Origin of the sequence: Marivirga atlantica (genome assembly GCF_016734805.1) — a bacterium.
Lineage (GTDB): Bacteria > Bacteroidota > Bacteroidia > Cytophagales > Cyclobacteriaceae > Marivirga > Marivirga atlantica.
Map to the genome: position 1 here is coordinate 998,073 of NZ_JAERQG010000001.1, position 24,236 is coordinate 1,022,308.

The window sequence follows — 24,236 nt, forward strand, 5'->3', positions numbered from 1 at the left end:
TTTTTATTTACATTATAAGTTGATACTTTTGCAGCCTGTAAAATTGTATGTAACTAATTATGTATATGAAGAATTTAGTTTTTCGCTCATTGTTTTTCTTGTTCACTTTACTGTTTTTAAATAGTAGTCAGCTTTTAGCTACCGATTATTTTTGGGTAGGAGGTACAGGTAATTGGTCCGATTTAACTCATTGGGCTACAACTTCAGGCGGCAGCACGCTTCACACAAGCCTACCAGGTGAAACGGATGATGTTTATTTTGATGTTAATTCTTTTTCCGCTGATGGTCAGGAAGTAAATATAGACGGTACTATCATTAGGGTTAAAGATTTTATTGCTGCTAATGTAGCTTACAATGTCAGCTTTACAGGTGTTGCTCCTGTTCCTAATATTGAGATTTATGGAAGTTTTGATGCTCCATCTAATATAAGTTTTGAATTACCGGGTGTCTTGCTAGATTTTAACGCTGATGTTTCCGGTCAATCTGTAAATATTGCATCAGGTTTCTTGAATTCTTCAGAAGATGCTTCTGTAAGGTTTTCTGGAGAAGGCTCATGGACCATAGATAATGGTTTTAGTGCTCACTCTTTAAATGTTACACAAGGAGAAATAGTATTTGGAGCGAATACCTTCAATTTTAAGAATGTCTACTTATGGTACTCTTTTGATAAGCTTTTAAATCTTACTGATGCCACTTTAAATATTGAGAAGTGGACGATGAATAATCAAGACTTTGTATCTATTATTCCAAACAACTCAACAATCAACTTCAGTGATGAATTTCAAGGCTTTGGCAAAACCTATGGAACTGTAAATGTTACGACACCCACGGGCTTTGCTAACGATATTGAGATAAGTGGAAACAATACCTTTCAAAATTTCACTGTAGTTCAGGGGGTTAATTTATTAGTTGATGCAAATACCACACAAACTATTTTAGGAAACCTAACCTTCAATGGAACATCGTCAGAAGTGATCACTTTTGAATCTTCAACAAAGGGTGAAAAATTTAATTTTGATGGAACCGGGATCAATATATCTGGTGAGTATGTAAACATTAGTGAATCAGATTTTTTAGGTACTGCTACATTCGCTCTAGAGAATAGTCTGCTAATTGGAGATGTCAATGGTTGGGAAATTAATAGTGTGCCTACACCAACTGAAAACGGGTCATTTTTCTACTCAAAGATTTTTGCTGATAGCTTATACATTGATTTAGATCCGGGTGATGGTGCTGAGCGTATAGTATTTATGAGACAAGGTGGTTTTCCGGATATTACCACAGTTGATGATGTGGCTTACACGGCTGATCAAACTTTTGGAAATGGTGAACTAGTCGGTACAGATACTTATGTAGTATATCAAGGGAGTGATGATTTGGTTAAAATAGAAGGGCTTTTACCTGGTACAGAATACTCAATTGCGGTGAGAGAAGTTAATAGAACACCTGATAATTCCAGTATCAAATACTATGTTCCCTCTACTGGATTTTCGAAAAGTGCTACAACAGCTGATTCAGGAAATATCTACTTATCATACAATGGCACTGCTACCGTAAATGGTGGAGAACAGTTTTTTGATGATGGAGGTAAAGGATTTTACTTCCCTAATAGAGAAAATGTTTTAACGCTGAATTCTGCTGAAGCAGGCAAAGCTATTAAGTTAACATTCAATGAGTTTGAAACCAGATCTTACGAAGAATTAAGGATTTTTGATGGAACAGACACCACGGCCAATTTGATCACCTCATTATCAGGCACTAGCTTGAGCTTACCAAGAACAGTAACTTCTACTGGGGAAAACATGACACTTAAGTTTACAAGTTCCGATTTCGAGCCCTACGCTTTTGATTTAGATGGATGGGTGGCTGATGTTAGTCTTGTTTTACCTGCCCCCTCTAAAATAGCCTCTAGGTTAACAATTGAAAACGAATCTGATTCAACAATTAGAGCAAGATTTTATTTTGGTGATGGAAATGATAGGTTAATCTTGATTCAAAAAGGAACGGATCCTATAACTTTTACACCTATGGATAATCAATCTTATGCAGATGACTTTCAAATTGGAAATGTGCGCAATGTTAGAAATACAGTGAACACCTCCTTTGGTGTTGGATGGGGTATGACGATCGATCAACTCGATTCAGGTACTCAATATAGCGTAAAGATTATTGAATATAACGAGAGTAATGGGGAAATTACTTACGCAAAAGATAGCTATGAAACAATCATTGACAATATAATTACAGCACCTTCACATGATTTTTCAAAGTATGATTTAGATTTTACTGAATACTATCAGCCCTATGTAAAGATTGAAACTATAGGACTTGAAAGACCCAACATAAGTCCTTCTTCAGATTTTCAGAATGAAAGGGAAATCTTCTATTGCTATATTATTAGTAAGACCCCTATTAATGAGACTCTGTTAAGAGCAAATTTATCTGATACAACCAGGTTTGAAGCTAATTTAAAGTATGGAGAAGGCACTGAAATTGCGGAAGGTGTTTATGTCTTAGCAAAAAATAAATATAACTCAGCCTATGAAATGCATGTATCTGGCCTTGAACCTTCTACAAACTATTATGTGAGTACCATGCTCTTCAGAGAAAATAGAGTTGGTTTAACTTATGGTTGGAATACCCTACAAACTAATGAGTTTAAAACAAATCCAGAAAACTCTATCTTTTTAGGAGATGCTGTAGATCAAATTGACTCTGTAAAATACCTGTTTGATCCTACAGGCTTTGCAGTAGATATATTCAACTATGAAGACTTAATACAAACTTTTTATCCAAAAGATGGAGCTGATAAACTTAGTTATCAAAATCTAGCCTTTGATAAGGAGCTCAATCGTCAAATTTTTGATTTAAGAGTTTTTGATGGCACTGATTCACTTGCGCCATTATTGATTGACTATGAAGAAATAACACAGGATGGAAATAATTCTGATTCAGTTATTCAAGCTACAAATAGTCAAGGAGCTTTGACTTTTGTTTATAAAAAACTAGGGTATGGATATAGGCATAAGGGGTTTTATGGCAGATTGTTTCCAGTTGAGACTGGTAAACAAGAACCTTCGCAGGGCACTTCAAACTTTAGTGCCAATACCACGAAAGAAGGGACAGCCGATATTGATTTTGTTCGAGGAAATGGAGAAAAGGTTGTTGTCAGCATAGTAAGCAAGGATGTCGACCCCCCAAGCTTTACAAATGGGTTGGATTATCAATTCAACCAAACTCTTAAAAAGTTTTTTACTACTGGAAGTCAAGTGGTGTACAGTGGTACGGCTAATAGTTTTTCAATAAACAATTTAGTGCCTGGAAAATCTTATGATATTTACTTTGCGGAGGCAAACGGTGAGGGAAAGAATATAACTTATAGAAAAGCTCAGAAGTACACTTTCTCTCTTCCTGAAAATCGACCTACAATTGCTGCTAAAAATTTAGACTTCCAATTGATAAATGATTCTACTGCAAATTTGAGTTGGGAAAGTGGCAATGGTGAAGGTCGGATTGTTTTGATTTCCAGTGTAGGAATTTCATCACTACTTGATGAAAAATTTGATGGAATTGATCCGCAAAATGCTAGTGGAGGTTATTTAGATGATTTTGATCGGGTAGAGATTGATAGATTCTACGGTACAAACAGTTATTATGTAGCTTATGTTGGTGATGGAAATTCTGTTGAAGTTGCCTTAAGCCGCTATGTTGAAGGTCAATTATTGAATTCAGATGCCCTCAAATTTTATGTGTTAGAATACAATGGTTTAGGAAATGCAAAGAACTATAAGCAATCAGTCCCAAAGGTATTTGGTTTTGTTCCAAAAATTATAGAATGGAAAGATGATGCAGGTACATATTCAATTTCTGAGATTGAAGCAGAATCATTCAATATTTCTTCCACATACAATAGAGGGATTGATAGAATATTGGTAGTTGCTGAGAAGGGAGTAGCGAATGATTCTATACCATTTGCTACTGGAATTTTACCTGATTCGATCTTTACAAAGGATATTAATTCTTTCTCATATGTAGGATTTTATGAAAATAAGAGGGTTTATTTAATGGGGAGTCGTCCCTTTTTGATAAGAAATCTAAAACCTAATACAGAGTATGAAGTCACAATTTATAAAAGTATTTTTCATCAAGTAGCCTCTAATTTTACAGATGAGATTATATTTAACCAAACGGTAAAAACCGTCCACACTGATAAATATTATTGGGTTGAAGGTTCAGGGAATTGGGATGATTTATCTCATTGGGCTACTAGTTCAGGTGGAACCAATAAGTATTCAGAATTGCCAAATAAGAATAGCCAAGTCATTTTTGATGAAAATTCGGTTTCTTTAGCGACAAAGGACTCTGTTGTTATTACTACTGAAGAAATGGCTTTATTCAGTTTTGATGCTAATAATTTGCCAAATAAATTGAGTTTTGATTATACGGATGTTTCAGGTAGCGTAGACCAGGTTAATATTGCTTCATCTTTTGAATTAAATGATAGTCTCAATTTCTTTGCTGGCACTTTAACATTAGGACAGGCGCTTGAAGAAAATGTGATTAGGTCTAATATTGCTTCTAATGTTGTTTCTATTCAAATCGAGCCAAGTAAGAATCACTTAGATATTAAGGATGTTTTTAGTTTGAGGGAATTAAACATTACCAATGCTAATGTTTCATTTGAGCCTCAAAGTTCTATTAATGTAAAAGATATTAGATTTAATAATTCAATCATACATAATATGCCAAGGTGGGAAGGAGTTAATTCGATTAGCAGTGATATCAAATTACCTTATATTGAAACTGCAAATAGAGATGCTTTTTTTAGTTATTCAGATTTGGAAATCGATTCTCTCTTCTTAAATATAGATAAGGTGTTTTTAAGGAATCAATCTACTATGCAGGTAGAAGCGATAACTAATAAAACTCAAAAAACTGTTTTACTTTCTTCACAAGATGGCATTGGTAATATAAAAACTAACTCAGATTCGCTTATTGTAGATAATTTTTATATCAAAAATAATTTTGCTTTAGGTAATGCCGTTTTTTATGCTAAAAATTCAGCTTTATTAGAAAACACCAAGGGTTGGATAAATGATAATGATTCGTTTCCAGATATAGAAGCTAAATCAGATGCAGCATTTATTAGTGGACTCAAAACTAATATAAGTTTAAAACTTTATAATTATTTATCCTTTGGAGGTGTATATATAAGTTTACGTGAGGCAAATAAACCTCATAAAGGACCAAAGGAATTAGAAAACCTCAATGCTAATTCAGTCTATTCAGAAGCTTCAGGTGAAGAACAATTATTGTATCTAAATACTAGTATCGGTTTTGATTTTAATAAACCTATTTTGAATATATCAAACTTAAGTCCTAATACTGAATATATTCTGTCATTCTACTCATGTTACAAATCAGGAGATCAAGTTATTTTTTCTGAAGATCGCAGAGAGAAGAAGTTTAAAACACTCAAGAAAGACGATATTTTAATGTTTAGAGAAGGCGGAGATGTTACTGTTGATGGACGAAATAATCTTTATGGTGTAAACGGATTTGAAACAGGTGAATTCCCGTTTGAAAGAAGTGAGATCACATTGTACCCCAATAGCAATTCTAAAAAGATTGCATTGACAGCTTTACGAATTCGCGATATTGAAACTGACATGGATGTTTCCATTTTTGATGGTATTGATACTTCAGCAAATAAGATTTTGGAATCAAGATTAAGTGCTCGTGGCGAGGATTTAGAAAGTATCTTTCAAGATAATTACCCACAAGCCTCTAATGCAGAAGGAGCTTTAACTGTGGTATTAGAAGGCTTTAATAGTGCGAGTGGGTATAGTAAAGGTCCTAAGTTTCTGGTTTATGAGTCTAATGGAGTTGTGGCTAATGAACCAACAGTTCAGGCTAGTAATGTTGAAATTTCTGATAAGAATCAAAACACCGCTACTATTACATGGACTAAGGGTGATGGAAATAGAACTTTAGTTTCTATTTTTGAAGGATCAACATGGTACGGAAGTTCGTTCTTTAAAGATGGGATAGAGTGGAATGCTAATAATACTTTTGGTCTAGGTGATAAGGTTGTAGATCAATTTGAACAATATATAGTATATACAGGTGAGGGTAATTCCATAACCATTGATTCTTTAAAAGCAGATACTAGGTATGGCGTTATGGCTCTAACCTATAATGTATATGAGGATGAAGATCCAAATTATATGAGTTCTGACGTGGTCTCTCCCCATTTTTATACACTACCAAATCCTCCTACACAAGTACCACATAGTTTCTCAACTTTTGAACGAGAACCCATTTCCACAAATTTTACATTTGAAGATTCTGAGGGTAGTGGTGCCTTGATTTTGATCAAAGAAGATGAAGCAGTTGATTTAAACTTGGTGCCGGATAGTATTAAATTTTCTACTACTTCGAGCTATAATGTAGACTTTGCTCAATTAGATAGTCTTAACGATGGAAGCAGAATATACTTGATTAATAATTATTCTGATATGAATTATTATTTGAAAGGGTTAACAGAATCAACTGATTATCACTATGCTATTTATAACTATCGGGAGAATTCCGAAGGTAGAGCTGTAAATGAAAATGCCCTAACAGGTAGCTTCAAAACACAAGACGGAAGCTATAAAATAGATGGTATCAGTTTACCAACTAGAACCTTGCAAGGCGATGAGATTTGCATGGGGGCTGATATAAGAATTTATTACAACTACACTGGAATCAATGAAGGGGATAATTCAGCGCTTCCATTTATTTCAAATTCTTTAGACATGAGTGATAGTACCCTTTTGGATGTAATAAGTGAAGAGGAGGGAATTATGTTAGTGAGTCTACCTGAAGAATTAGATTCTGGCATGCACTATTTCTCCATGATTCCTGAACTTGGATCTGATTATAAAATCTATAAAGACTCATTAAATATTCAACCAACTCAAGAAATTGAAATAGTTAGAAATAATGATGAATTAGTAATTAATAACTCAGGAAATCTAAACTGGTTTAGAAATAATGAGTTGATTTCACAAGAGAATGATTCCATTTTAGAACTCAGCAAGGAAGGAGTATATTATGCTTCAAAAACTGCAGCTAATTGCGAATATTTCTCAAATGAAATCTATATTAGGGCTAAAGTAGCCTTAGTAGAGGATTCTGTTCGAAAATGTATTGATGAACTAGTTGAAATTGAATTCGATAATGCTTTAGGTAACTTAAGTGATTCATTTAACTATTATACTCTGCTCATAGATAATTCAGGAAATGAGCAAAGCTTAGAAGTGGAATCCATAGATTTGAATGATAATTTCTTCAGTTTCTCATTACCAGAGAATTTACCAACTGAATACTATTCAATCATACTCAAGGTAGAAGGCGATAGCATAGAATCAGATACTGCTATTCTATACATAGAAAATCCTGAACCTGCTGTCATCACAGTTTCAGAAAACCAGTTAAGCTCAAACTATGAAGAAGGAAATCAGTGGTTCTTTAATGGCGAACCAATTCCTGGAGCTACCGAGCAAACAGTTACTACTGATAGAACTGGAAGCTATAGCCTTGAGGTTACTGCGGGCAGTTGCCTACTAACAGCAGAAGTTGGTAATGTATTATCAAATGAATCTCCTTTTGCTTCGGTTGGATTAAAACTTTATCCCAATCCAGTGCAACAGCAATTGAGCTTGGTAAATGATGGAGATGAATTAGGGCATTCTCATGTTCGTATACTTGATGCAAAAGGAGTTGAGATTCAAGAGTTCAATATCAATTTCAACATTGAGAGTGGAGTGCACTTAGATGTTCACGAATATGCGAATGGTATGTATTTTATAATTATTGAATCCGAAAATATCAAAGCAGTTGATAGATTCATTAAGAAATAATAATCTAACTTAATTCTTATGAAAAGCTAGATGAGGTTAATCATCTAGCTTTTTTTATTGCCTCAACTGCCTGCTGTAAACGCTTATCACCTTTAATGATGGTATAGGGTATATTTCGACTTTCCACCTCAGAGATATACATTTCTAGCAATTCTAACCTTATTTCAGGGTTCTCTCTGAGTGGATCAGGTTCCCAAGGTAAATCAGGATAGCAAATGAAGTAATAGTCATAATTATTCTCTTCGAGCTGTTTGATTAACTTTTCGTTTACTTCCTTGTAGCGTATCAGATACCAAACCTTCATCATAATTAGATCAGTATCACAGAAGAGGAATTTGTTGGCATTTTTAATTTGTTGCGATTCCAACTGGATCATCTCGTCAGCTATTTGTCTCAGGTCATCATATTCATATTCGGGGCCATGTATTTGCAGGTAAATCCTACCATATTCCGGTAAGAAAGGCTCATCAAAATACTGAGCTAGCTCTTGCGTGAGGGTGCTTTTACCGGTACTTTCGGGGCCTATTATGGCGATCTTTTTAGGCATATTTCTGAAGGTAAATTTTTCGCCATTTAATATATCCAAATACAACAATTACAACATATAAAGCAAAGAGTAAACTTGTTAAATAAAGCTCTTTATAGAAATATTGATAGGCACCCACGCTATCTACTATTATCCAGTAAAGCCAGTTTTCAAGTACTTTTCTGGTTACCAGCCAAGTGGTAAAAAGACTGAAAACTGTTGTGAAAGAATCAATATAAGGGATTGAAGCATCGGTGTAGGTAGTTAATCCGTAACCTACGCCTAGCGTTATAAGTGCACCTAAACCAATAAAAAGTATATGTTCTTGTGTTGACATGATGCTGATAGGAAGCTCTTCTTTGGTTTTTTGATTTTGCCAATGATACCATCCATACAGACTGGTTCCTAAATAGTAAAACTGTAATGCAGTTTCAGCATAAAGCTTTGCATCAATACAAATGAATATGTAAATGATTACACTTACTAGACCTGCTGGCCAACACCAAATATTTTCCTTAGCAGCTAAATAGATATAAAGTAATCCGAAGAATACACCAGAAGCTTCCAGCCAGCTAAGTGCTTCTAAAGCTTCAGTAATTTGATTAGAATAGTCCATAAATTATATTTTCCTACGGCCGCATTATCGGCATCAGGTACGTTTTACAACAGGGTATGCTCTCAGACCAATAATGTAATTGGACACCCCTAATATTGACACGAAAGTAAAAGAGTTCTTCCGATTTAAAAAATTTGGCAGCTAGTCTTCTGATTCGGTTTCACCTTCTTTGTACTTGCTTTTAAGCTGTACTGACGACTGCTCTTTGCTTGCTTTCTTCATTCTAAGGTTAAGAACTTCTACCAATAACGAAAAGAAGATGGCAAAATAAACATAACCTTTAGGTACGTGTACGCCAAAACCTTCAACAAATAACAACATGCCTATCATGAGTAAAAATGATAAAGCAAGCATTTTTACAGTAGGATGCTCATTAATAAAGTTGCTAATGGTTTTTGCAGCCAATAGCATAATACCTAAGGATATAACAACTGCCGTTACCATAATCCAAATATTTTGAACCAAGCCAACAGCTGTTAAAATTGAGTCAAAGCTAAATACTATGTCCAGCAGTACAATCTGTAAAATAACAGATTGAAAGGTGATTGTTCTTTTCTTTTTGTCAACCTCATCAGCCTCCGGCCCCTCTAATTTCTGATGTATTTCAGTAGTACTCTTATAAATAAGGAAAATACCTCCAGAAATCAGTATTAAAGCTCTACCAGTAAATTCGTAATTGAATAATTCGAATAATGGAGTTTTAAGTCCCACCAACCATGAAATAGCGAATAATAAACCAATGCGCATAAACAGAGCTAAAACTAAGCCTAAGTTTCTGGCTTTATCTTGCTGGACTATAGGAAGGCGATTACATAAAATTGAAATGAATATAATGTTGTCAATGCCTAAAACAATCTCCATTAAGGTTAATGAGAGCAAACTGATTAAACCATCAATAGTAAAAAGTGATTCCATTAATGAAAATTAGAGTTTTAAGATTTATTGAAGGGGCAAAGAGATTATAAAGGTAGTACCTTTACCAAGTTCACTGGTAAGACTCACATCTCCTTTTAGTCTTTCTACTGCACGTTTGAGTATAAATAGTCCTAGACCAGTGCCTTCTGCATTATTACTCGCTCTGAAGAACATTTCAAATATGCGTTCCTGATGCTCTGCAGGAATTCCCAGGCCGTTGTCAGCAAGTTTTATGATGATATTGTTTCTGTCTCGTTTTACACTTATATCAACAATTTGTTGGTTTTTTTCAATGTCAATGTATTTGATACTGTTTTCAATCAAGTTCTGTAGAATGGTATTAACTATGTACCATTCAGAATTAAATTTCAGATCGCTGCCTACATCAATTCTAAATTTTATCTTATCAAAATGTGGCAGGTAGGTATAGGCGGTAATACAGTTATCAATTATTTCGTAGAAGTTAATCTTTGAAAGCTGAACATCTCTGTAGTTTAATTCCGTAATGTTAATAAGCTCCATTACAATCATGTTGAGCCGCTTAATTTGGTTCTCATACATGCCTAAGTAATGTAAGGCATCAGCATCTTTAATGTCTTTTTTGGCTAGTTCACTCAAACCTAATAGAGAAGCAATAGGACCTTTCAAGTCGTGCGATACCCTGTAAAAGAAAGAGTCCATTTCGCTATTCTTTCTTTCAATGATAGAAGCTTTGGCCTGCTCTATTTCCACATCTTTTTCATGGTCTTCAATTTGAGAAATCATCTCAAAACTATCCACCATGTTTTTTATGTAGAGGTCATCGTATTTTTCTTTCTCTGCTACGTACTTTTCAAGATGCTCAAGTGCCTTTGCCTGGTCAGAAATTTTATAAACTTTCGAGAGTAGATGATGACATTTATATAAAGGCTTCGAGAATTTATGTTGTTCACAAATCTTTAATGCAATATGAAGGTATCTTTCTGCTTCTTCAAACTCATGAATGGCCATATATACCTCAGCAATTTCTAGCTTAGTTTCAGCAACACCTTCCTTATCATTGTTAAAATGAAATAACTCTCTGGCCATGTCTAAACTAGAAAGTGCATTCTCTGCTTCTTTTAGTTTCAGGTGTATTTTGCCTTTTAAATAATACGCATGTGCCAGACCGTCTTTAAGGTCATTATCTTTTTTGATACTTAAAGCCTTATCAATATAATGATTGGCCTTTGTAAGTTTGTTAATGGAGAGATGTACGTTCGCTAAATAGAGATAAACATTTGATTTAACTCTTCTATTGTCTACCTGCTTAATTACATCCAGAGCCTTCTGATAACTTTCTACCGCTCCTTTAAAGTCAGTGAATTGTTCATAGATTCTACCCAATAAACAAAGGCATTTGGCATGAAGATGATGAAGCGCCAAAGCCTTAAATGTGTCAGTAGCATTTAAAAGATAGGGTAAAGCTTCACTTGGCTTATTTTCATTGAGAAGAATTTTTGCCAGGTTATACTTGCCGTGCGCAACTCCTTCTTTAAACTTAATTTTACCTGAAAGTTCAATAGCTCTATTTGCCAATCCTTTAGCGGTACTAAATTCTTGATTTCTTCTTTGTATAGAAGCAAGCTGATTTAGTGCCCTGGCGTGAATGCTATCTTTATCCTTGATTTTCTGACTCTTAAAAAGTGCTTTTTCTGTTAAGTCAATTGCTTGACTCAAATTATCATCAGCAGCTATTTTGGCATCAGCCAATAGCATTTCTATCTCATCCTTTATTTGGTCCGCACTTTTCTGCAATCTAATTAAGCCTAATAGTTAAGGCGTAAATATAACATCAAATATTAAAATCTTCATCATTATCCTCGGAATCCTGCAAATTAAGCATGCTGCTCAGTAAATCCTTAAAGCTTGTACCTGTTACTAATTTATGCTTACTCAGTAAGCTATATTCGGCCATGCCGTGCAACGCAAACTCCATCATGAAATAAAGTTCTTTGTTGTCAGGCTTCTTAATCTGAGACTTGACAAGATCTTCTAAACCTGGAACACTTTTTAATTTTTGTTGGTATACTTTTTCCGTATCGTCATTAAGTAAATCAATATGGTTACCATCATTAAACCATTTGCTTATAGGTTTGTATGGGTTTTTCTGTTCTCTATTTTTTCTAAGTTCGTCAGGATTTTGAAAGTACTTAACAAATTGCTGACGTACTGCCTTACCAATTAAGGATTGAGCTACTATTCCTGGGCCTTCTTGCTCTCCCTCGTATACTAATTCTACTTTACCCGTAATCGCTGGTACTACCCCAACAAAATCGCTCATTCTAAGAATAGTGCTTTTATCGTTATTGATCAGTGCTCTTCGTTCAGCAGCACTTATTAAGCTTTCAAAAGCGGAAATGGTAAGTCTGGCTGAAACACCACTTTTTTCATCAATGTATTCACTACTTCTGGCTTCAATAGCTATTTGCTCAATTAAATCTTTAGCCAGCTCGTTTAACTCAACTTTGCTTTTTTGATCGTTTGTTATAGCTGCCTCTTGTTCAGTAATCTTCTTACCAATTTCTAAACTGTGCGGATAATGCGTAATTATTTGTGCATCAATCCTATCTTTTAGAGGAGTTATGATGCTTCCTCTGTTGGTATAATCTTCGGGGTTGGCAGTAAAAACAAATTGGATATCTAGCGGAAGTCTTAATTTGAAACCTCTAATTTGAGTATCACCTTCCTGTAAGATATTAAATAGAGCCACCTGTATACGTGCTTGCAAATCCGGTAGCTCGTTGATTACAAATATACCTCTGTGTGATCTTGGAATAAGCCCATAGTGAATAACGCGTTCATCAGAATATGGCAATTTTAATGTAGCCGCTTTTATAGGATCAACATCACCAATTAGGTCGGCTACTGAAACATCTGGAGTTGCCAACTTCTCAGTGTAACGTTCATCTCGGTGCATCCAGCCAATGGGTGCATCATCACCTTTTTCATCTATCAGGTCTTTACCTTGTCTTGAGATGGGTCTTAATGGATCATCATTTAAATCAGTTCCTTTAAGCACTGGAATGTATTCATCCAAAAGCAAAGTCATCATTCTGGCAATTCTGGTTTTTGCTTGCCCTCTTAAGCCCAACAAGTTAATGTTGTGGCGAGAAAGAATAGCTCTTTGAATGTCTGGAATTACAGTATCTTCATAGCCCCATATACCTTCAAATACGTTTTCCTTCTTTTGTAATTTCTGAATAAGATTTCTTCTCAGTTCTTCTTTTACAGGTTCCGATGTGTAACCGGAATCTTTAAGTTTTTTGAGGGTATCTATCTTTAATCTGTCTTTGCTGCTGATGTTATGATAACTCATAGATGTTAAAATCTTTTCTTTCTGTTTCTTTTGAAATCTTCAAAAACTAAATCGCCTAAACCTTTTAAGCTACTGTAATAAGCTTTGCCATTGTTTACAGTAGTAAACTCTTTCACGAATTCTTGTAAATAAGGGTCTGATGCTATCATGAAAGTAGTAATTGGAATACCTAATCTTCTACATTGAGCTCCCAGGTTAAGCGTTTTATTTAAAATTTTTGGATCAAGACCAAAGCTGTTTTTATAGTACTTAATGCCTTGTTTCATACAGGTGGGCTTGCCATCTGTAATCATGAATATCTGTTTGTTCTTGTTTTTTCTCCTGCGGAGTAAATCCATAGCCAATTCAAGACCTGCGATTGTATTGGTATGATAAGGACCAACTTGTAAATAGGGTAAATCCTTGATCTGAATCTGCCAAGCATCATTACCAAAAACGATGATGTCCAGCGTGTCTTTTTTATACTTTTTAGTGATAAGCTCCGCTAAAGCCATAGCTACTTTTTTGGCTGGCGTAATTCTATCTTCACCGTAAAGAATCATTGAGTGAGAGATATCAATCATTAATACGGTTGAAGTTTGTGTTTTATATTCACTTTCCACAACCTCAAGATCATCCTGAGTGAGCATAAAATCGCCCAAACCATGATTGATTTGAGCATTTCTTAGAGAGTCAGTTACAGATATCTGATGTAATAAGTCTCCAAATTCATAGTTTCTTCGCTCAGTACCAGGTTCATCACTTAGACCGCTGAAGTGTGTTTTATGATCGCCTTTTGATGATTTCTTAAGTTTACCGAAAATTTCTTCTAATGCACTTTTTCTAATCGATTGCTCCGTTTTGGCTGTAATCTCAAAGGAGCCATCTGGCGTTTTATCAGTTATGAAACCCTTATTTTTAAGATCGTCAATAAAATCGCCTATACCATAATCACTTGTAGTGATGTTGTATTGCTTATCGATATTGGTAAGCCAATTAAGTGCTTCCGATACATCACCCCCGGTAATAATCAGGAGTTCGTTGAAAACGTTAAAGAGTTGATCAAAAGTGGTATCTGATAAATCTTTATGCGCAAGATATTTGGTGAACCTATAGCCAATCATGTGTAGTGAAACTGTTTTCTTAGGTATATGTTACTTCGTTAGAAGATTTATATTTCGAATAAAGAAATTATTCGATAAGTGCAGCTTACAAAACGTTATTCGAGAACTCTTGGTTCACGTGTTGGCTTAAGCAAACTTCCTGATGTGTATTATCAATCAAGTTTTCATAAGAGATGCTTAAACTACCTATTTGTGATGCAATAGAAGTAATACTTACGGTTTTCACCTCACCTCTGTCCATCACCATATCATTACTTAAATCGCCTGATCCGGCATTTTTGTGGAAATCTATAATGTTCTGAGTGGTGAATTGCTTATTATCATTGAGCCAGTTTGAGAACCACTTTTTACGATTTTCTATCGCATCAGGGGTATAAAGTTGATGCGATGCCCAAATATGAGGTTTATCGTGTGGCAGATTTTCAATAGATGTTTCTTGACCGTTCCATCGAAATTGAACTACTTTAAGTTCAGGATCATGAAAAAGCACCACCATTGTAAAGGGCTCAATTCCTTTGAAATCGTAATTTCTAAAAAACTCATCAGGTTTTATACATTCAATGGCCTCCAATAAAACTATTCCCCGGCTAATTCTGTAAGGCGGCTTGTGCTCATGAGGTTTGTCGGCACCATTCAATAAACATACAGTAATGCCATTGTCAGATGTTGCTACCCACGTACCGCCAGCTTTAGGGTCTTTGGGGAAAATGATGTTTTTATTCTCAAAATAAAGATATTCCGGAAAAGAAGCATGCGCACGAGTAGGGCTTTCATCTCTGTTAGTAGTTAGCAGAAATTCTTGATTACCTAAAGGAAGATATGTTAAAGTGCACATAGCCTAATGTTTCAATCTTGAATATTACAAAAAAGGAATATTAAAAAAAATGGAATTCTTTATTTAGTATAATGAAACCTGAGTGGATCAGGATATATGAATGAATAACCTAGTTTAGATACAACTTTTTGGCTATCAATGTATCTGTTTTTCAGTTGATTAGCTTTTGGTTCGAAGATCGGGTCATCGAATTTAAATTGCTCGGCATTGTTCAAATAGACCTCTTTTTTAGTAGGGTGTAGAGGTGCTACTCCATTATAAATATCAACATCGAATTTGTCTTCTACCAATCTGCTTATTATACCAATAGCGTCATCACGATGAATATAATTAACTCTTTCATCTGGTGTGTCTACTTCTTTGCCGGCAAAATATTTCCCTGGTATTCTGTCGTATCCCAAAAGCCCACCAAATCTTAGTATACAAGTTTGATCAGGGCAATTCTCTTTGAGTAAGTTTTCGGCTTGCCATAATGCCTGTGCTCGTTCAGAATCTTTGTCAACTGGTATGCTTTCGTCAATTGGTTGATTAAGGTCAGGGTATACAGAAGTGGCGCTAACGTATATAATTTTTGTATTTGAAGCAATGTGCGGAATTATCTGTTCAATACATGCTTTATGAAAGTCTTTTCCTTTCTTTCTTGTTTGTGGAGGGATGTTGATAATAATTATATCAGCATCTTTTAAGAAGCCAACTTCAAAAGAATGAGGTAAATCAACTAAATAGGCTTGGGCACCTACTTCTTGTATCTGAGAAAACTTATCAGCGGAAGTTGTGCTTCCTTTAACTTCAAAGCCCTTATTACAAAAATGGCTGGCCAAGGGTAAACCCAGCCAGCCACATCCTAATATACTGATGTTTTTCAAAATTTATTTTTTACTCTTACCTCGCATACTCCCGAAAACTAAGTCCCAAAACGGTGATGAAACACCAAAATATTTATCAGGATGTTTGTAATGGTGAATGCTGTGATAAATCCATAACCATTTCAAGAAGTTTTTAGGTGGTTGATAGGCATGTATTGCATAATGCACAAATGCATAAGTTACATAACCTAATAAAAAGCCTGGAGCAAATGCAAATGCAAAATCCTGCATAATAAGCCATACCAAGCCGAAAATGATTGAACCTATCAAAATGGCACCAGCCGGTGGCATTACAATTCTATCTTTATCCTTTGGATATTCATGATGGATACCGTGAAAGGTGTAGGCAATAAATTTTTTCCATTTTTTATCTTCAGACATATGGAAGACATATCTGTGAATAAAGTATTCGCCCAAAGTCCAGCTGAAAAAGCCTACAGTAAATAAGACTGCAAAGGTGCTTACTTCCAGGTTTATTTTTGCCAATCCCCAATATGATAGGAAAGTGGAAATACCAATTAAAATAGTTAAGGGTACTGAAAAATGACTACGAGTCAATTTTTCAAGAATTGGATTATCAAAAAGTTGTTTCGTACCGCTTGTTTTAACTTCCTTTTGTTGTGTTAACTCCATGACTCTAAAAAATGTGTGTTCTGGTTTCTAAAAGACTAACGTCTCACAGATACTTTAGTTTATATCAATGCAAAATTATAATTAATTACTTAATTAGTAAGTTTCGCTTTTGTTATATTTTATTGCCGAGGATCTTACTTTTTCATAAAATTTCTCATATAACGGAAGAATATTGGTGACATCGAATTCTTTAGCTCTGGCTAGTGCCGCCTTTTTGAAGGTAGATAAGTTTTCAGGTTTGAGAATATGTAGGGATTTGGTAGTCATGTCATCAACATCTCCTACATTGCAGGTATAGCCGGTAACGCCATCTATATTCAACTCAGGTATACCGCCAGCATTTGAGCTGATTACGGGTACTTCACAAGCCATAGCCTCTAAAGCTGCTAAACCGAAACTCTCTTTTTCAGATGGCATTAAAAATAAATCGGATACTGACAATACTTCTTCTACGGCATCTAGTTTGCCTAAAAACCGAATATCTTCACAAGTGCCTAGTTCACGACAAAGTTTTTCCATTTTGTTTCTTTCCGGACCATCTCCTACTAATAAAAGTTTAGCCGGAATAGCTTTTCTGATGTTGAAAAACACCTTAATAACGTCTTCCACTCTTTTTACCTTTCGGAAGTTAGAAGTATGTGTAATCAAATATTCATCATTAGGACAAATAGCTTTTTTGAAATGATCCTTCTTTTGCTTTTTAAACCTATCTAAATCAATGAAGTTAGGAATAACCTCAATATGTTGATAGATGTCAAAGTGTTCTAGTGTATCCTTCTTTAAATCCTCAGATACGGCTGTAACACCATCTGATTTATTAATGCTAAAAGTAACCACCGGTTCATAAGATGGATCTTTTCCTACCAGAGTGATATCTGTACCGTGAAGTGTAGTGATTACAGGTATGCTGATATTTCTTTCTTTTAATATCTGCTTGGCCATAAAGGCAGCTGAGGCATGAGGAATTGCATAATGAACATGTAACAAGTCAAGGTTTTCGTGCTTGACTACATCTACCATTTTACTAGCTAATGCCAGTTCATAAGGAGGATACTGAAATAGCGGATAGGTTCTTAGATCAACTTCATGATAAAATAAATTTTCATTGAAGAAGTCTAACCTAGTTGGCTGAGAATAGGTGATAAAATGCACTTTATGACCGTTTTGAGAAAGGGCTTTTCCTAATTCTGTAGCTACAACACCACTACCTCCAAAAGTTGGGTAGCATACAATTCCTATATTCATCTTTATATAATTACTTTTTTGAAGCTCATTAGAAGGGTTTTCTTGAACCTTTTAACAATCTGCCCTATGAACGCAGATCATATGCATGAAGTTTGATTTATTTTTCTGGTGCATTAGTTCACATATTTCTCTGACTCTTCTTCAAACTCAAAAATAGATTGGTAGATCACATCCATAATACGCGTTCTAATATTACTGCTAATTAGTTTTCTGTTGGATGCATCAGGATGAATTCTGTTGGAAAGAAAAATGAAAACTAATCCGAACTCAGGGTCTGCCCAGGCGGCTGTTCCTGTAAAGCCAGTATGCCCAAAAGTTAGCGGTGAAGAATAATGAGAAGTAGGAGAAGGGCCTTCTTCCTCAACAGGTTTGTCCCATCCTAAACCTCTTCGGTTATCGTCATATTGTTTTTTTGTAAAATAGGGCACTGTTCCTTTCGAGAAATAGCGAGTACCTCCATAAGCGCCATCCCATAAGTTCATTTGCATAAGAATTGCCAAGTCCATTGCATTGCTAAAGAGGCCTGCATGACCAGCTACACCACCAATCATGGCAGCACCTTGATCGTGCACCCATCCGTGTATGAGGTCAGAGCGGAAATATGGATCATCTTCAGTAGGAGCTATTCTATTCTGAGGAAAATTACATAATGGCAAATAGCACATAGTATTCATGCCTAATGGATGATAAATATTTTCAGATAAAAACTCCTGATATGATAGATTTAACATACGCTCACAAATTTTTTGCATCAGATAGTAGCCCATATCTGAGTATCGGTAATCGTAATTTTTTTGCCAGCGAGGTTTATCAAGTAAATCTGATTCAATTACCCATTGGTAAACTGAATCATCCAAAACTTCATGGCCATAAAGGGCACTAGAGAGCTGATTAGGATATTTTTTACTTTCCTGACTTGAATAGAAATCCGAGTAGTTGCCAAAGAAGTCGTTTGTTTGCTTCCAAAAAGGGATATAAGGTAAAAGACCAGCTTGATGAGTCAGTATATTCCTTAAGGTCATATTTTTTTTATTGGTGCGTTTAAGCTCTGGTAAGTAATGGACAATCTTTTTGTCCAGATCAACTATACCACGATCATACAAAAACATGATGCCCTGTAGGGTGGCCGCTACCTTTGTAATGGAGGCTAGGTCATAAATGGTTTCATCTGTTACCGGGCTTTTTTTTTGATAAGAATAAAAGCCATAGCTCTCTTCGAGTACAATTTGGCCATCTTTAGCAACTATTATTTGGCAGCCTGGGGTGGCTTCAGTGTTGATCGCTTCATTAGCAATCTCATTAATTTGTGCCAATACATATTTATCCATGCCTACCTCAAGTGGTTGGGCATAACCCAATCTATTAAGCAGCTTGCTCTGGATACCTGTTCCTTCTTTAAAACTTTTAGAAACACTTACCGGAAGTTTACCTTTTGCGGCTTTTGCACCAAATATGATTTGAGGAGCAATTTTATGCGTGTATTCATTGTCCTCATACATCAATAAAATATGATCGAAATTGGTGAGATACTTTAGACTGTAGGCATTGCCAAAAACAGTTAGCACCACATTAGTTTGTTCTGCCAGATTTTGAAGAAAAAGTATGTCTTCCTGATTGATTCCGAATTTGGAACCTGGTGAATTATTAAGATCATGCAGGCCAACCACTACTGTTTCATAACTTCTTAGTTGGTTCATTAATTGGGTATAGATAGCAGGATTGTCCTCATCTTCAGCCAATTGATAGTGTTGAAATCTGGCGTATTTGCTCAGGTATTTTTGAAAATCACTATTCTTTTTACCTCTCAGGCTTAATGAAGCAAAATTTGTGGTATCCAATATGCGAATTGGGACGAAATTATTTTTGGTCTTAACCAGTGTGGCTGCATGCTCATAAAGCTTATTTAGTAAAATATCGGCTTCTTCATTATAGAGTACTTTCTTAGCTTTCGATTTTGACAAGGCTTCAAAACCATTAGAATAACCCACATCATATTTCGCTGCTAAAATCTTTTTCACACTTTCGGCCAAGCGTTCCTCACTCAATTCTTTCTTCTGGATGGCCTTCTTAATTTTACCAAGGGCTTTGGGAACATTCATAGGAAACAATAAAACATCATTACCTGCCTGGAGTGCTAATAAATCGGTTTCTCCAGGCTCATAGTAGCTTGCTACGCCTTGCATGTTCAAGGCATCTGTGAAAATGAGCCCATTAAATCCGAGTTGCTTTTTCAATAAATCTGTAACTATTGGTTTTGATAAGGTTGATGCCAGGTTCTTGGTGGAATCATAAGCCGGAATGTTCAAATGAGCTACCATCATAGAACTTACCTCATTTTCAATCAATTTTTTGAAAGGATATAGCTCGATATTTTCCAGGCGTTCCTTTGAATGGTTTATTTGAGGAAGAGTGTGGTGTGAATCAGATTCCGTATCACCATGGCCTGGGAAATGTTTGGCATTCGCCAATACGCCATTGTCTTGCATGCCCCTCATATAAGCAACCCCTTTTCTAGCTACATTTTCTTTATTTTCTCCAAAAGAACGATAGCCTATTACAGGATTTTTGCTATTGTTATTTACATCTACAACGGGAGCAAAATTAACATCAACACCTACAGCTTTAGCGTGTCTGGCAATTTCAGCGCCCATAGCATAAATAAGGCCGTCATTCTGGATAGCGCCTAATGTCATCTGTTTTGGGAATTTCATGGTGCTATCGAGTCGCATTGCAAGACCCCATTCAGCATCCATGCCAATCCATAAGGGTATTTTAGCTTTTTCTTGTAACTTATTTAAGATGTCGATTTGTCTTCCTGGCCCTCCCTGAAAGAAAATTAGCCCGCCAATATGATAATCTTCTATGAGCAAGCTGAGGTTATTGACATGCTGTTGATCTTTATTTGAATAGGCAGCAACCATAAAAAGCTGGCCAATTCGTTCTTCTAAACTCATTTGGCTGTAAACACTATCTACCCATGCAGATTTCTCTGAGCTTATTGTCCCAATTTTTTGAGATAAGCTTTCGTTAAAGGTTACAATGCAGAATAGGAGTATGAGCCAAACTTTTTTGAACATGTCGGGGTTTTACGTTTATGATAAAAGCGAAATTAGCATTAAGTTTGTTCTTACAGAAATCAAAAAAATAAAGTTCAACAGAAAGCTAATTTGCTTAGACTTTTATCTGTGTTTATAAAGCTTAAATTGAAATAATATTTGATCTAAAGCTTTATTTCTTCTAACGAAAATAATTCAATATGAAGGTTCCATCAATATTCAGGTTACCCAAGTATCAAAGATTTGAAATTCAACCGCGCTATTACGATCCTGTAAAGGAAGATTTAGAAAAGCGTACGAGTAAAATCAGACAGGAAATGAAATTGGAGCGAGAGGGTAAAAAGGTAGAAAGTATAAGGGACGCGTTTAGTGCACGTAAGTCTTCTGATAAATCGGCTAACCTATTCCAAGTGCTCATGATAATCATTATTTCAGTAGCGCTGGGTGGATATATTTTCTATGGAGCCAATGTGTATTTTGCCCTTTTATTATTGATACCTCTTTACATTATATTACGAAGGAAAAGAAGCTAATTAATTTTAATGTCGGATATTATCCAATTATTGCCTGATGCAATAGCCAATCAGATTGCAGCAGGAGAAGTTGTACAAAGGCCTGCTTCAGTTGTTAAAGAACTTTTAGAAAATGCTATAGACGCTGGTGCTTCAAAAATAAGTCTGATTGTAAAAGAGGCGGGTAAGCAGCAGATCACCGTTATCGATGATGGTGTTGGAATGTCTGAAACTGATGCACGCATGTGTTTCGAACGCCATGCTACTTCTAAAATAAGAAAGTCGGAAGATCTTTTTGCTTTAAAAACGATGGGGTTTCGTGGGGAAGCAATGGCTTCAATTGCTGCCGTAGCTCAGGTAGAGCTTAAAACAAAGACAGAAGAGGCTGAACTGGGTACTTGTTTACAGATTGAGGCTTCGGAAGTTAAAAAGCAAACGCATGTGGCTCAAACCAAGGGTACCACCATTAATGTTAAAAATCTATTTTATAATGTTCCGGCTCGCAGAAATTTCCTGAAATCAAATCCTGTAGAGCTTAGGCATATTATTGATGAATTTCAGCGTGTGGCTCTGGCGCATCCGGAAGTTGCTTTTAATTTTCATCAAAATGATATAGATGTTTACCAGTTAATTGCAGGTAAATTGAGCCAGCGCATTGTAGGCTTATTTGGTAATAGCTACAAGGAACAGTTGGTGCCGGTTGAAGAGAAAACAGACCAGTTAGGTATTAAAGGTTATATAGGGAAGCCTGAGTATGCAAAAAAAACCAGAGGGGAACAGTTTTTCTTTGTGAATGATCGTTTTATAAAAAGTGGTTATTTGCATCATGCAGTGGTGAATGCCTTTGAAGGTTTACTACCTACAGATACCTATCCTTTTTATGTACTCTTCATTTCCATTGATCCTGCAAGGATAGATGTAAACGTGCATCCTACCAAGACGGAAATCAAATTTGATGATGAGCGTACCATTTATGGTATTATGAATGCAGCTATCAGGCAGGCAATTGGTGCGCACAATGTGTCGCCCTCTTTGGATTTCGAAAGTGATGTAAACTTCAGCTTCGATAGATCAAGAAGACCTGTGCGAGATGACTTTTCTGTAAAACAACAGAACTACCAGAAGTTTAAGGGGAGCAGTCACCAGAATGAAAATTCTGAATGGAATAAAATATTGGATGATTTTCAGAGCTTGAGCAAGAAGATTTCAGAAGAGGAGTCTGTTGCGGATCGTTCTCAAAATCAACAGTCTTTAACATTCGGGAGCGCTATTAACGAAGAACCTAAGCTTAAAAAGGAGGCGTTAGATCAGGAAGCAGATTCAGATCGTAGTTTATTCCAGATTCATAAAAAATATATTGCTTCTCAGGTAAAGTCAGGCTTGATATTGATTGATCAGCAAGCCGCCCATGAAAGAATATTATTTGAGAAATTCATGAGCAATCTGACGAACCATAGCGGGAGTAGTCAGCAGTTTCTATTTCCTGAGCAAATACAGCTGAGCCCTCAGGATTTTGCTTTAGTATTTGAAATGGAGGAGGAGCTTAATGCCTTGGGCTTTTCAATAGCTTCATTTGGTAAAGACACAATTGTGATTAATGGAGCGCCTATGGAACTTACAGATGCTACAGTTAAACCGGTTTTCGAGGGACTCATCGAACAATTTAAGCAAAACAAGAATAATTTAAGCATATCTAAAACCGAAAACATCGCTCGCTCGTTGGCAAGGAGATCGGCTATAAAAACCGGAGCTGTATTAAGTGAGGAGGAAATGAATTCAATTATTGATAAGTTGTTTGCTTGCAAGCAACCGAACTATACACCTTCAGGAAGTGCCACTTTTGTTATATTTGACCTCGATAAAATCGCTGGTTTTTTTAATCATTAATTTATGTTTGCAAGATTAACACCTGTTGTTAAAAACTTATTACTAGTCAATATTGCGTTGCTTCTTATTCCATCCATTCTAAATATTGATTTAGGAGAGCTTTTTGGGTTAAGGTATGTATTTGCTGAGAGCTTCGCACCTTATCAATTTATTACCTATATGTTTTTGCATGCTAATTTTGGGCATCTATTAGGTAATATGTTTGCGCTCTTCATTTTTGGGCCTATGCTGGAGCGTTTCTGGGGGGCACAAAGGTTTTTCCTCTTTTATATGGTTACAGGCGTTGGCGCAGGCCTGCTTTACGGGATCGTTGACTTTGTTGAAATGCAGCAACTCGAAAGTGCAGCACAGGCCTACATAGCTAATCCTAATTATGAAGCTTTCAATTCATTTATAAATAATCATGCGAGTTACGCCTTTGAACAATGGTACGATTTCATAGATGCTTTCGGTGAAAACCCTGACAGCCAGCAGTACATTAGTAGCAGTATTCAGCGTGTTCAAGAGGTAGTGAGGTTTCAAGGAAATATGCCTTTAGTAGGTGCTTCAGGTGCTGTTTTTGGAATTTTATTTGCTTTTGGTTTTTTATTTCCTAATACTCAGCTCATGCTACTTATACCTCCAATTCCTATAAAGGCTAAGTACCTTGTAACCTTCTATGGTTTATATGAGTTATATGCTGGCATCCAACGGGCTCCTGGCGACAATGTAGCGCATTGGGCTCACCTTGGAGGAATGTTAATTGCCTTTATTCTGTTAAAGATATGGCAGGATAAGCGAAATAATTTTTATTAAAAT

15 protein-coding genes are annotated in these 24,236 nt (G+C 35.8%); 4 read left to right on the plus strand and 11 right to left on the minus strand.

All coding sequences use genetic code 11. The features are described 5' to 3' along the window. Window positions 1–65 precede the first annotated feature (65 nt). A complete protein-coding gene (locus JKP34_RS04470; protein ID WP_201918118.1) occupies window positions 66–7,907 on the plus strand; it encodes a T9SS type A sorting domain-containing protein in 7,842 nt (2,613 codons plus the stop codon). Window positions 7,908–7,947: 40 nt separating this feature from the next. On the opposite strand, the gene JKP34_RS04475 is transcribed toward JKP34_RS04470, so the two are convergent. From JKP34_RS04475 to JKP34_RS04525, 11 genes are all read right to left on the minus strand, one after another. Continuing rightward, the gene (locus tag JKP34_RS04475; protein ID WP_201918120.1) at window positions 7,948–8,454 is read right to left on the minus strand and encodes an AAA family ATPase; all 507 of its coding nucleotides are present in this window, start codon (window positions 8,452–8,454) and stop codon (window positions 7,948–7,950) included. Next, window positions 8,447–9,049: a nicotinamide riboside transporter PnuC gene (pnuC, locus tag JKP34_RS04480; protein WP_201918122.1), complete on the minus strand. Its 603-nt coding sequence runs from the start codon at window positions 9,047–9,049 to the stop codon at window positions 8,447–8,449. The genes JKP34_RS04475 and pnuC overlap by 8 nt, the downstream gene beginning before the upstream one ends. 141 nt (window positions 9,050–9,190) lie before the next feature. Further along, window positions 9,191–9,964 carry a TerC family protein gene (locus tag JKP34_RS04485; RefSeq protein WP_201918124.1) on the minus strand — a complete coding sequence of 258 codons (774 nt, stop codon included), beginning with the start codon at window positions 9,962–9,964 and terminating at the stop codon, window positions 9,191–9,193. A 24-nt stretch (window positions 9,965–9,988) separates the two neighbouring features. Then, a complete protein-coding gene (locus tag JKP34_RS04490; RefSeq protein ID WP_201918126.1) occupies window positions 9,989–11,740 on the minus strand; it encodes a tetratricopeptide repeat-containing sensor histidine kinase in 1,752 nt (583 codons plus the stop codon). Between the two features lie 37 nt (window positions 11,741–11,777). Then, window positions 11,778–13,301 (minus strand): magnesium chelatase, encoded by a 1,524-nt coding sequence (locus tag JKP34_RS04495; protein WP_201918128.1) that lies wholly within the window; start codon window positions 13,299–13,301, stop codon window positions 11,778–11,780. 5 nt (window positions 13,302–13,306) lie between these two features. Continuing rightward, window positions 13,307–14,404 (minus strand): vWA domain-containing protein, encoded by a 1,098-nt coding sequence (locus JKP34_RS04500; protein WP_201918130.1) that lies wholly within the window; start codon window positions 14,402–14,404, stop codon window positions 13,307–13,309. Window positions 14,405–14,489: 85 nt separating this feature from the next. Beyond that, window positions 14,490–15,239 (minus strand): NRDE family protein, encoded by a 750-nt coding sequence (locus JKP34_RS04505; RefSeq protein ID WP_201918132.1) that lies wholly within the window; start codon window positions 15,237–15,239, stop codon window positions 14,490–14,492. Window positions 15,240–15,298: 59 nt separating this feature from the next. Then, window positions 15,299–16,105: an NAD(P)-binding domain-containing protein gene (locus JKP34_RS04510; RefSeq protein ID WP_201918134.1), complete on the minus strand. Its 807-nt coding sequence runs from the start codon at window positions 16,103–16,105 to the stop codon at window positions 15,299–15,301. Between the two features lie 3 nt (window positions 16,106–16,108). Beyond that, on the minus strand, window positions 16,109–16,738 hold the full coding sequence (locus JKP34_RS04515; protein WP_201918137.1) for a sterol desaturase family protein: 630 nt from the start codon (window positions 16,736–16,738) through the stop codon (window positions 16,109–16,111). A 93-nt stretch (window positions 16,739–16,831) separates the two neighbouring features. Further along, the gene (gene bshA, locus JKP34_RS04520) at window positions 16,832–17,983 is read right to left on the minus strand and encodes an N-acetyl-alpha-D-glucosaminyl L-malate synthase BshA (protein WP_201918138.1); all 1,152 of its coding nucleotides are present in this window, start codon (window positions 17,981–17,983) and stop codon (window positions 16,832–16,834) included. Between the two features lie 113 nt (window positions 17,984–18,096). Then, window positions 18,097–21,060, minus strand: a complete 2,964-nt coding sequence (locus tag JKP34_RS04525; RefSeq protein WP_201918140.1) for a glycoside hydrolase family 3 N-terminal domain-containing protein — start codon at window positions 21,058–21,060, stop codon at window positions 18,097–18,099. 179 nt (window positions 21,061–21,239) lie between these two features. Here JKP34_RS04525 and JKP34_RS04530 point away from each other — a divergent pair, with 179 nt between their 5' ends. Genes JKP34_RS04530 through JKP34_RS04540 form a run of 3 tightly spaced genes read left to right on the plus strand, consistent with a single transcriptional unit; the run spans window position 21,240 to window position 24,233 of the window. Beyond that, window positions 21,240–21,572 (plus strand): hypothetical protein, encoded by a 333-nt coding sequence (locus JKP34_RS04530; RefSeq protein WP_201918142.1) that lies wholly within the window; start codon window positions 21,240–21,242, stop codon window positions 21,570–21,572. Between the two features lie 9 nt (window positions 21,573–21,581). Then, on the plus strand, window positions 21,582–23,438 hold the full coding sequence (gene mutL, locus JKP34_RS04535; RefSeq protein ID WP_201918144.1) for a DNA mismatch repair endonuclease MutL: 1,857 nt from the start codon (window positions 21,582–21,584) through the stop codon (window positions 23,436–23,438). A gap of 3 nt (window positions 23,439–23,441) precedes the next feature. Then, window positions 23,442–24,233: a rhomboid family intramembrane serine protease gene (locus tag JKP34_RS04540; RefSeq protein WP_201918146.1), complete on the plus strand. Its 792-nt coding sequence runs from the start codon at window positions 23,442–23,444 to the stop codon at window positions 24,231–24,233. Window positions 24,234–24,236 lie beyond the last annotated feature (3 nt).

What these genes read in the sequence shown, in the direction of transcription:
- JKP34_RS04470 (WP_201918118.1), top strand. Translation starts at nt 66, where the DNA reads ATGAAGAATTTAGTTTTTCGCTCATTGTTTTTCTTGTTCACTTTACTG.
- JKP34_RS04475 (WP_201918120.1), bottom strand. Translation starts at nt 8,454, where the DNA reads ATGCCTAAAAAGATCGCCATAATAGGCCCCGAAAGTACCGGTAAAAGC.
- pnuC (WP_201918122.1), bottom strand. Translation starts at nt 9,049, where the DNA reads ATGGACTATTCTAATCAAATTACTGAAGCTTTAGAAGCACTTAGCTGG.
- JKP34_RS04485 (WP_201918124.1), bottom strand. Translation starts at nt 9,964, where the DNA reads ATGGAATCACTTTTTACTATTGATGGTTTAATCAGTTTGCTCTCATTA.
- JKP34_RS04495 (WP_201918128.1), bottom strand. Translation starts at nt 13,301, where the DNA reads ATGAGTTATCATAACATCAGCAGCAAAGACAGATTAAAGATAGATACC.
- JKP34_RS04500 (WP_201918130.1), bottom strand. Translation starts at nt 14,404, where the DNA reads ATGATTGGCTATAGGTTCACCAAATATCTTGCGCATAAAGATTTATCA.
- JKP34_RS04505 (WP_201918132.1), bottom strand. Translation starts at nt 15,239, where the DNA reads ATGTGCACTTTAACATATCTTCCTTTAGGTAATCAAGAATTTCTGCTA.
- JKP34_RS04515 (WP_201918137.1), bottom strand. Translation starts at nt 16,738, where the DNA reads ATGGAGTTAACACAACAAAAGGAAGTTAAAACAAGCGGTACGAAACAA.
- bshA (WP_201918138.1), bottom strand. Translation starts at nt 17,983, where the DNA reads ATGAATATAGGAATTGTATGCTACCCAACTTTTGGAGGTAGTGGTGTT.
- JKP34_RS04525 (WP_201918140.1), bottom strand. Translation starts at nt 21,060, where the DNA reads ATGTTCAAAAAAGTTTGGCTCATACTCCTATTCTGCATTGTAACCTTT.
- JKP34_RS04530 (WP_201918142.1), top strand. Translation starts at nt 21,240, where the DNA reads ATGAAGGTTCCATCAATATTCAGGTTACCCAAGTATCAAAGATTTGAA.
- mutL (WP_201918144.1), top strand. Translation starts at nt 21,582, where the DNA reads ATGTCGGATATTATCCAATTATTGCCTGATGCAATAGCCAATCAGATT.
- JKP34_RS04540 (WP_201918146.1), top strand. Translation starts at nt 23,442, where the DNA reads ATGTTTGCAAGATTAACACCTGTTGTTAAAAACTTATTACTAGTCAAT.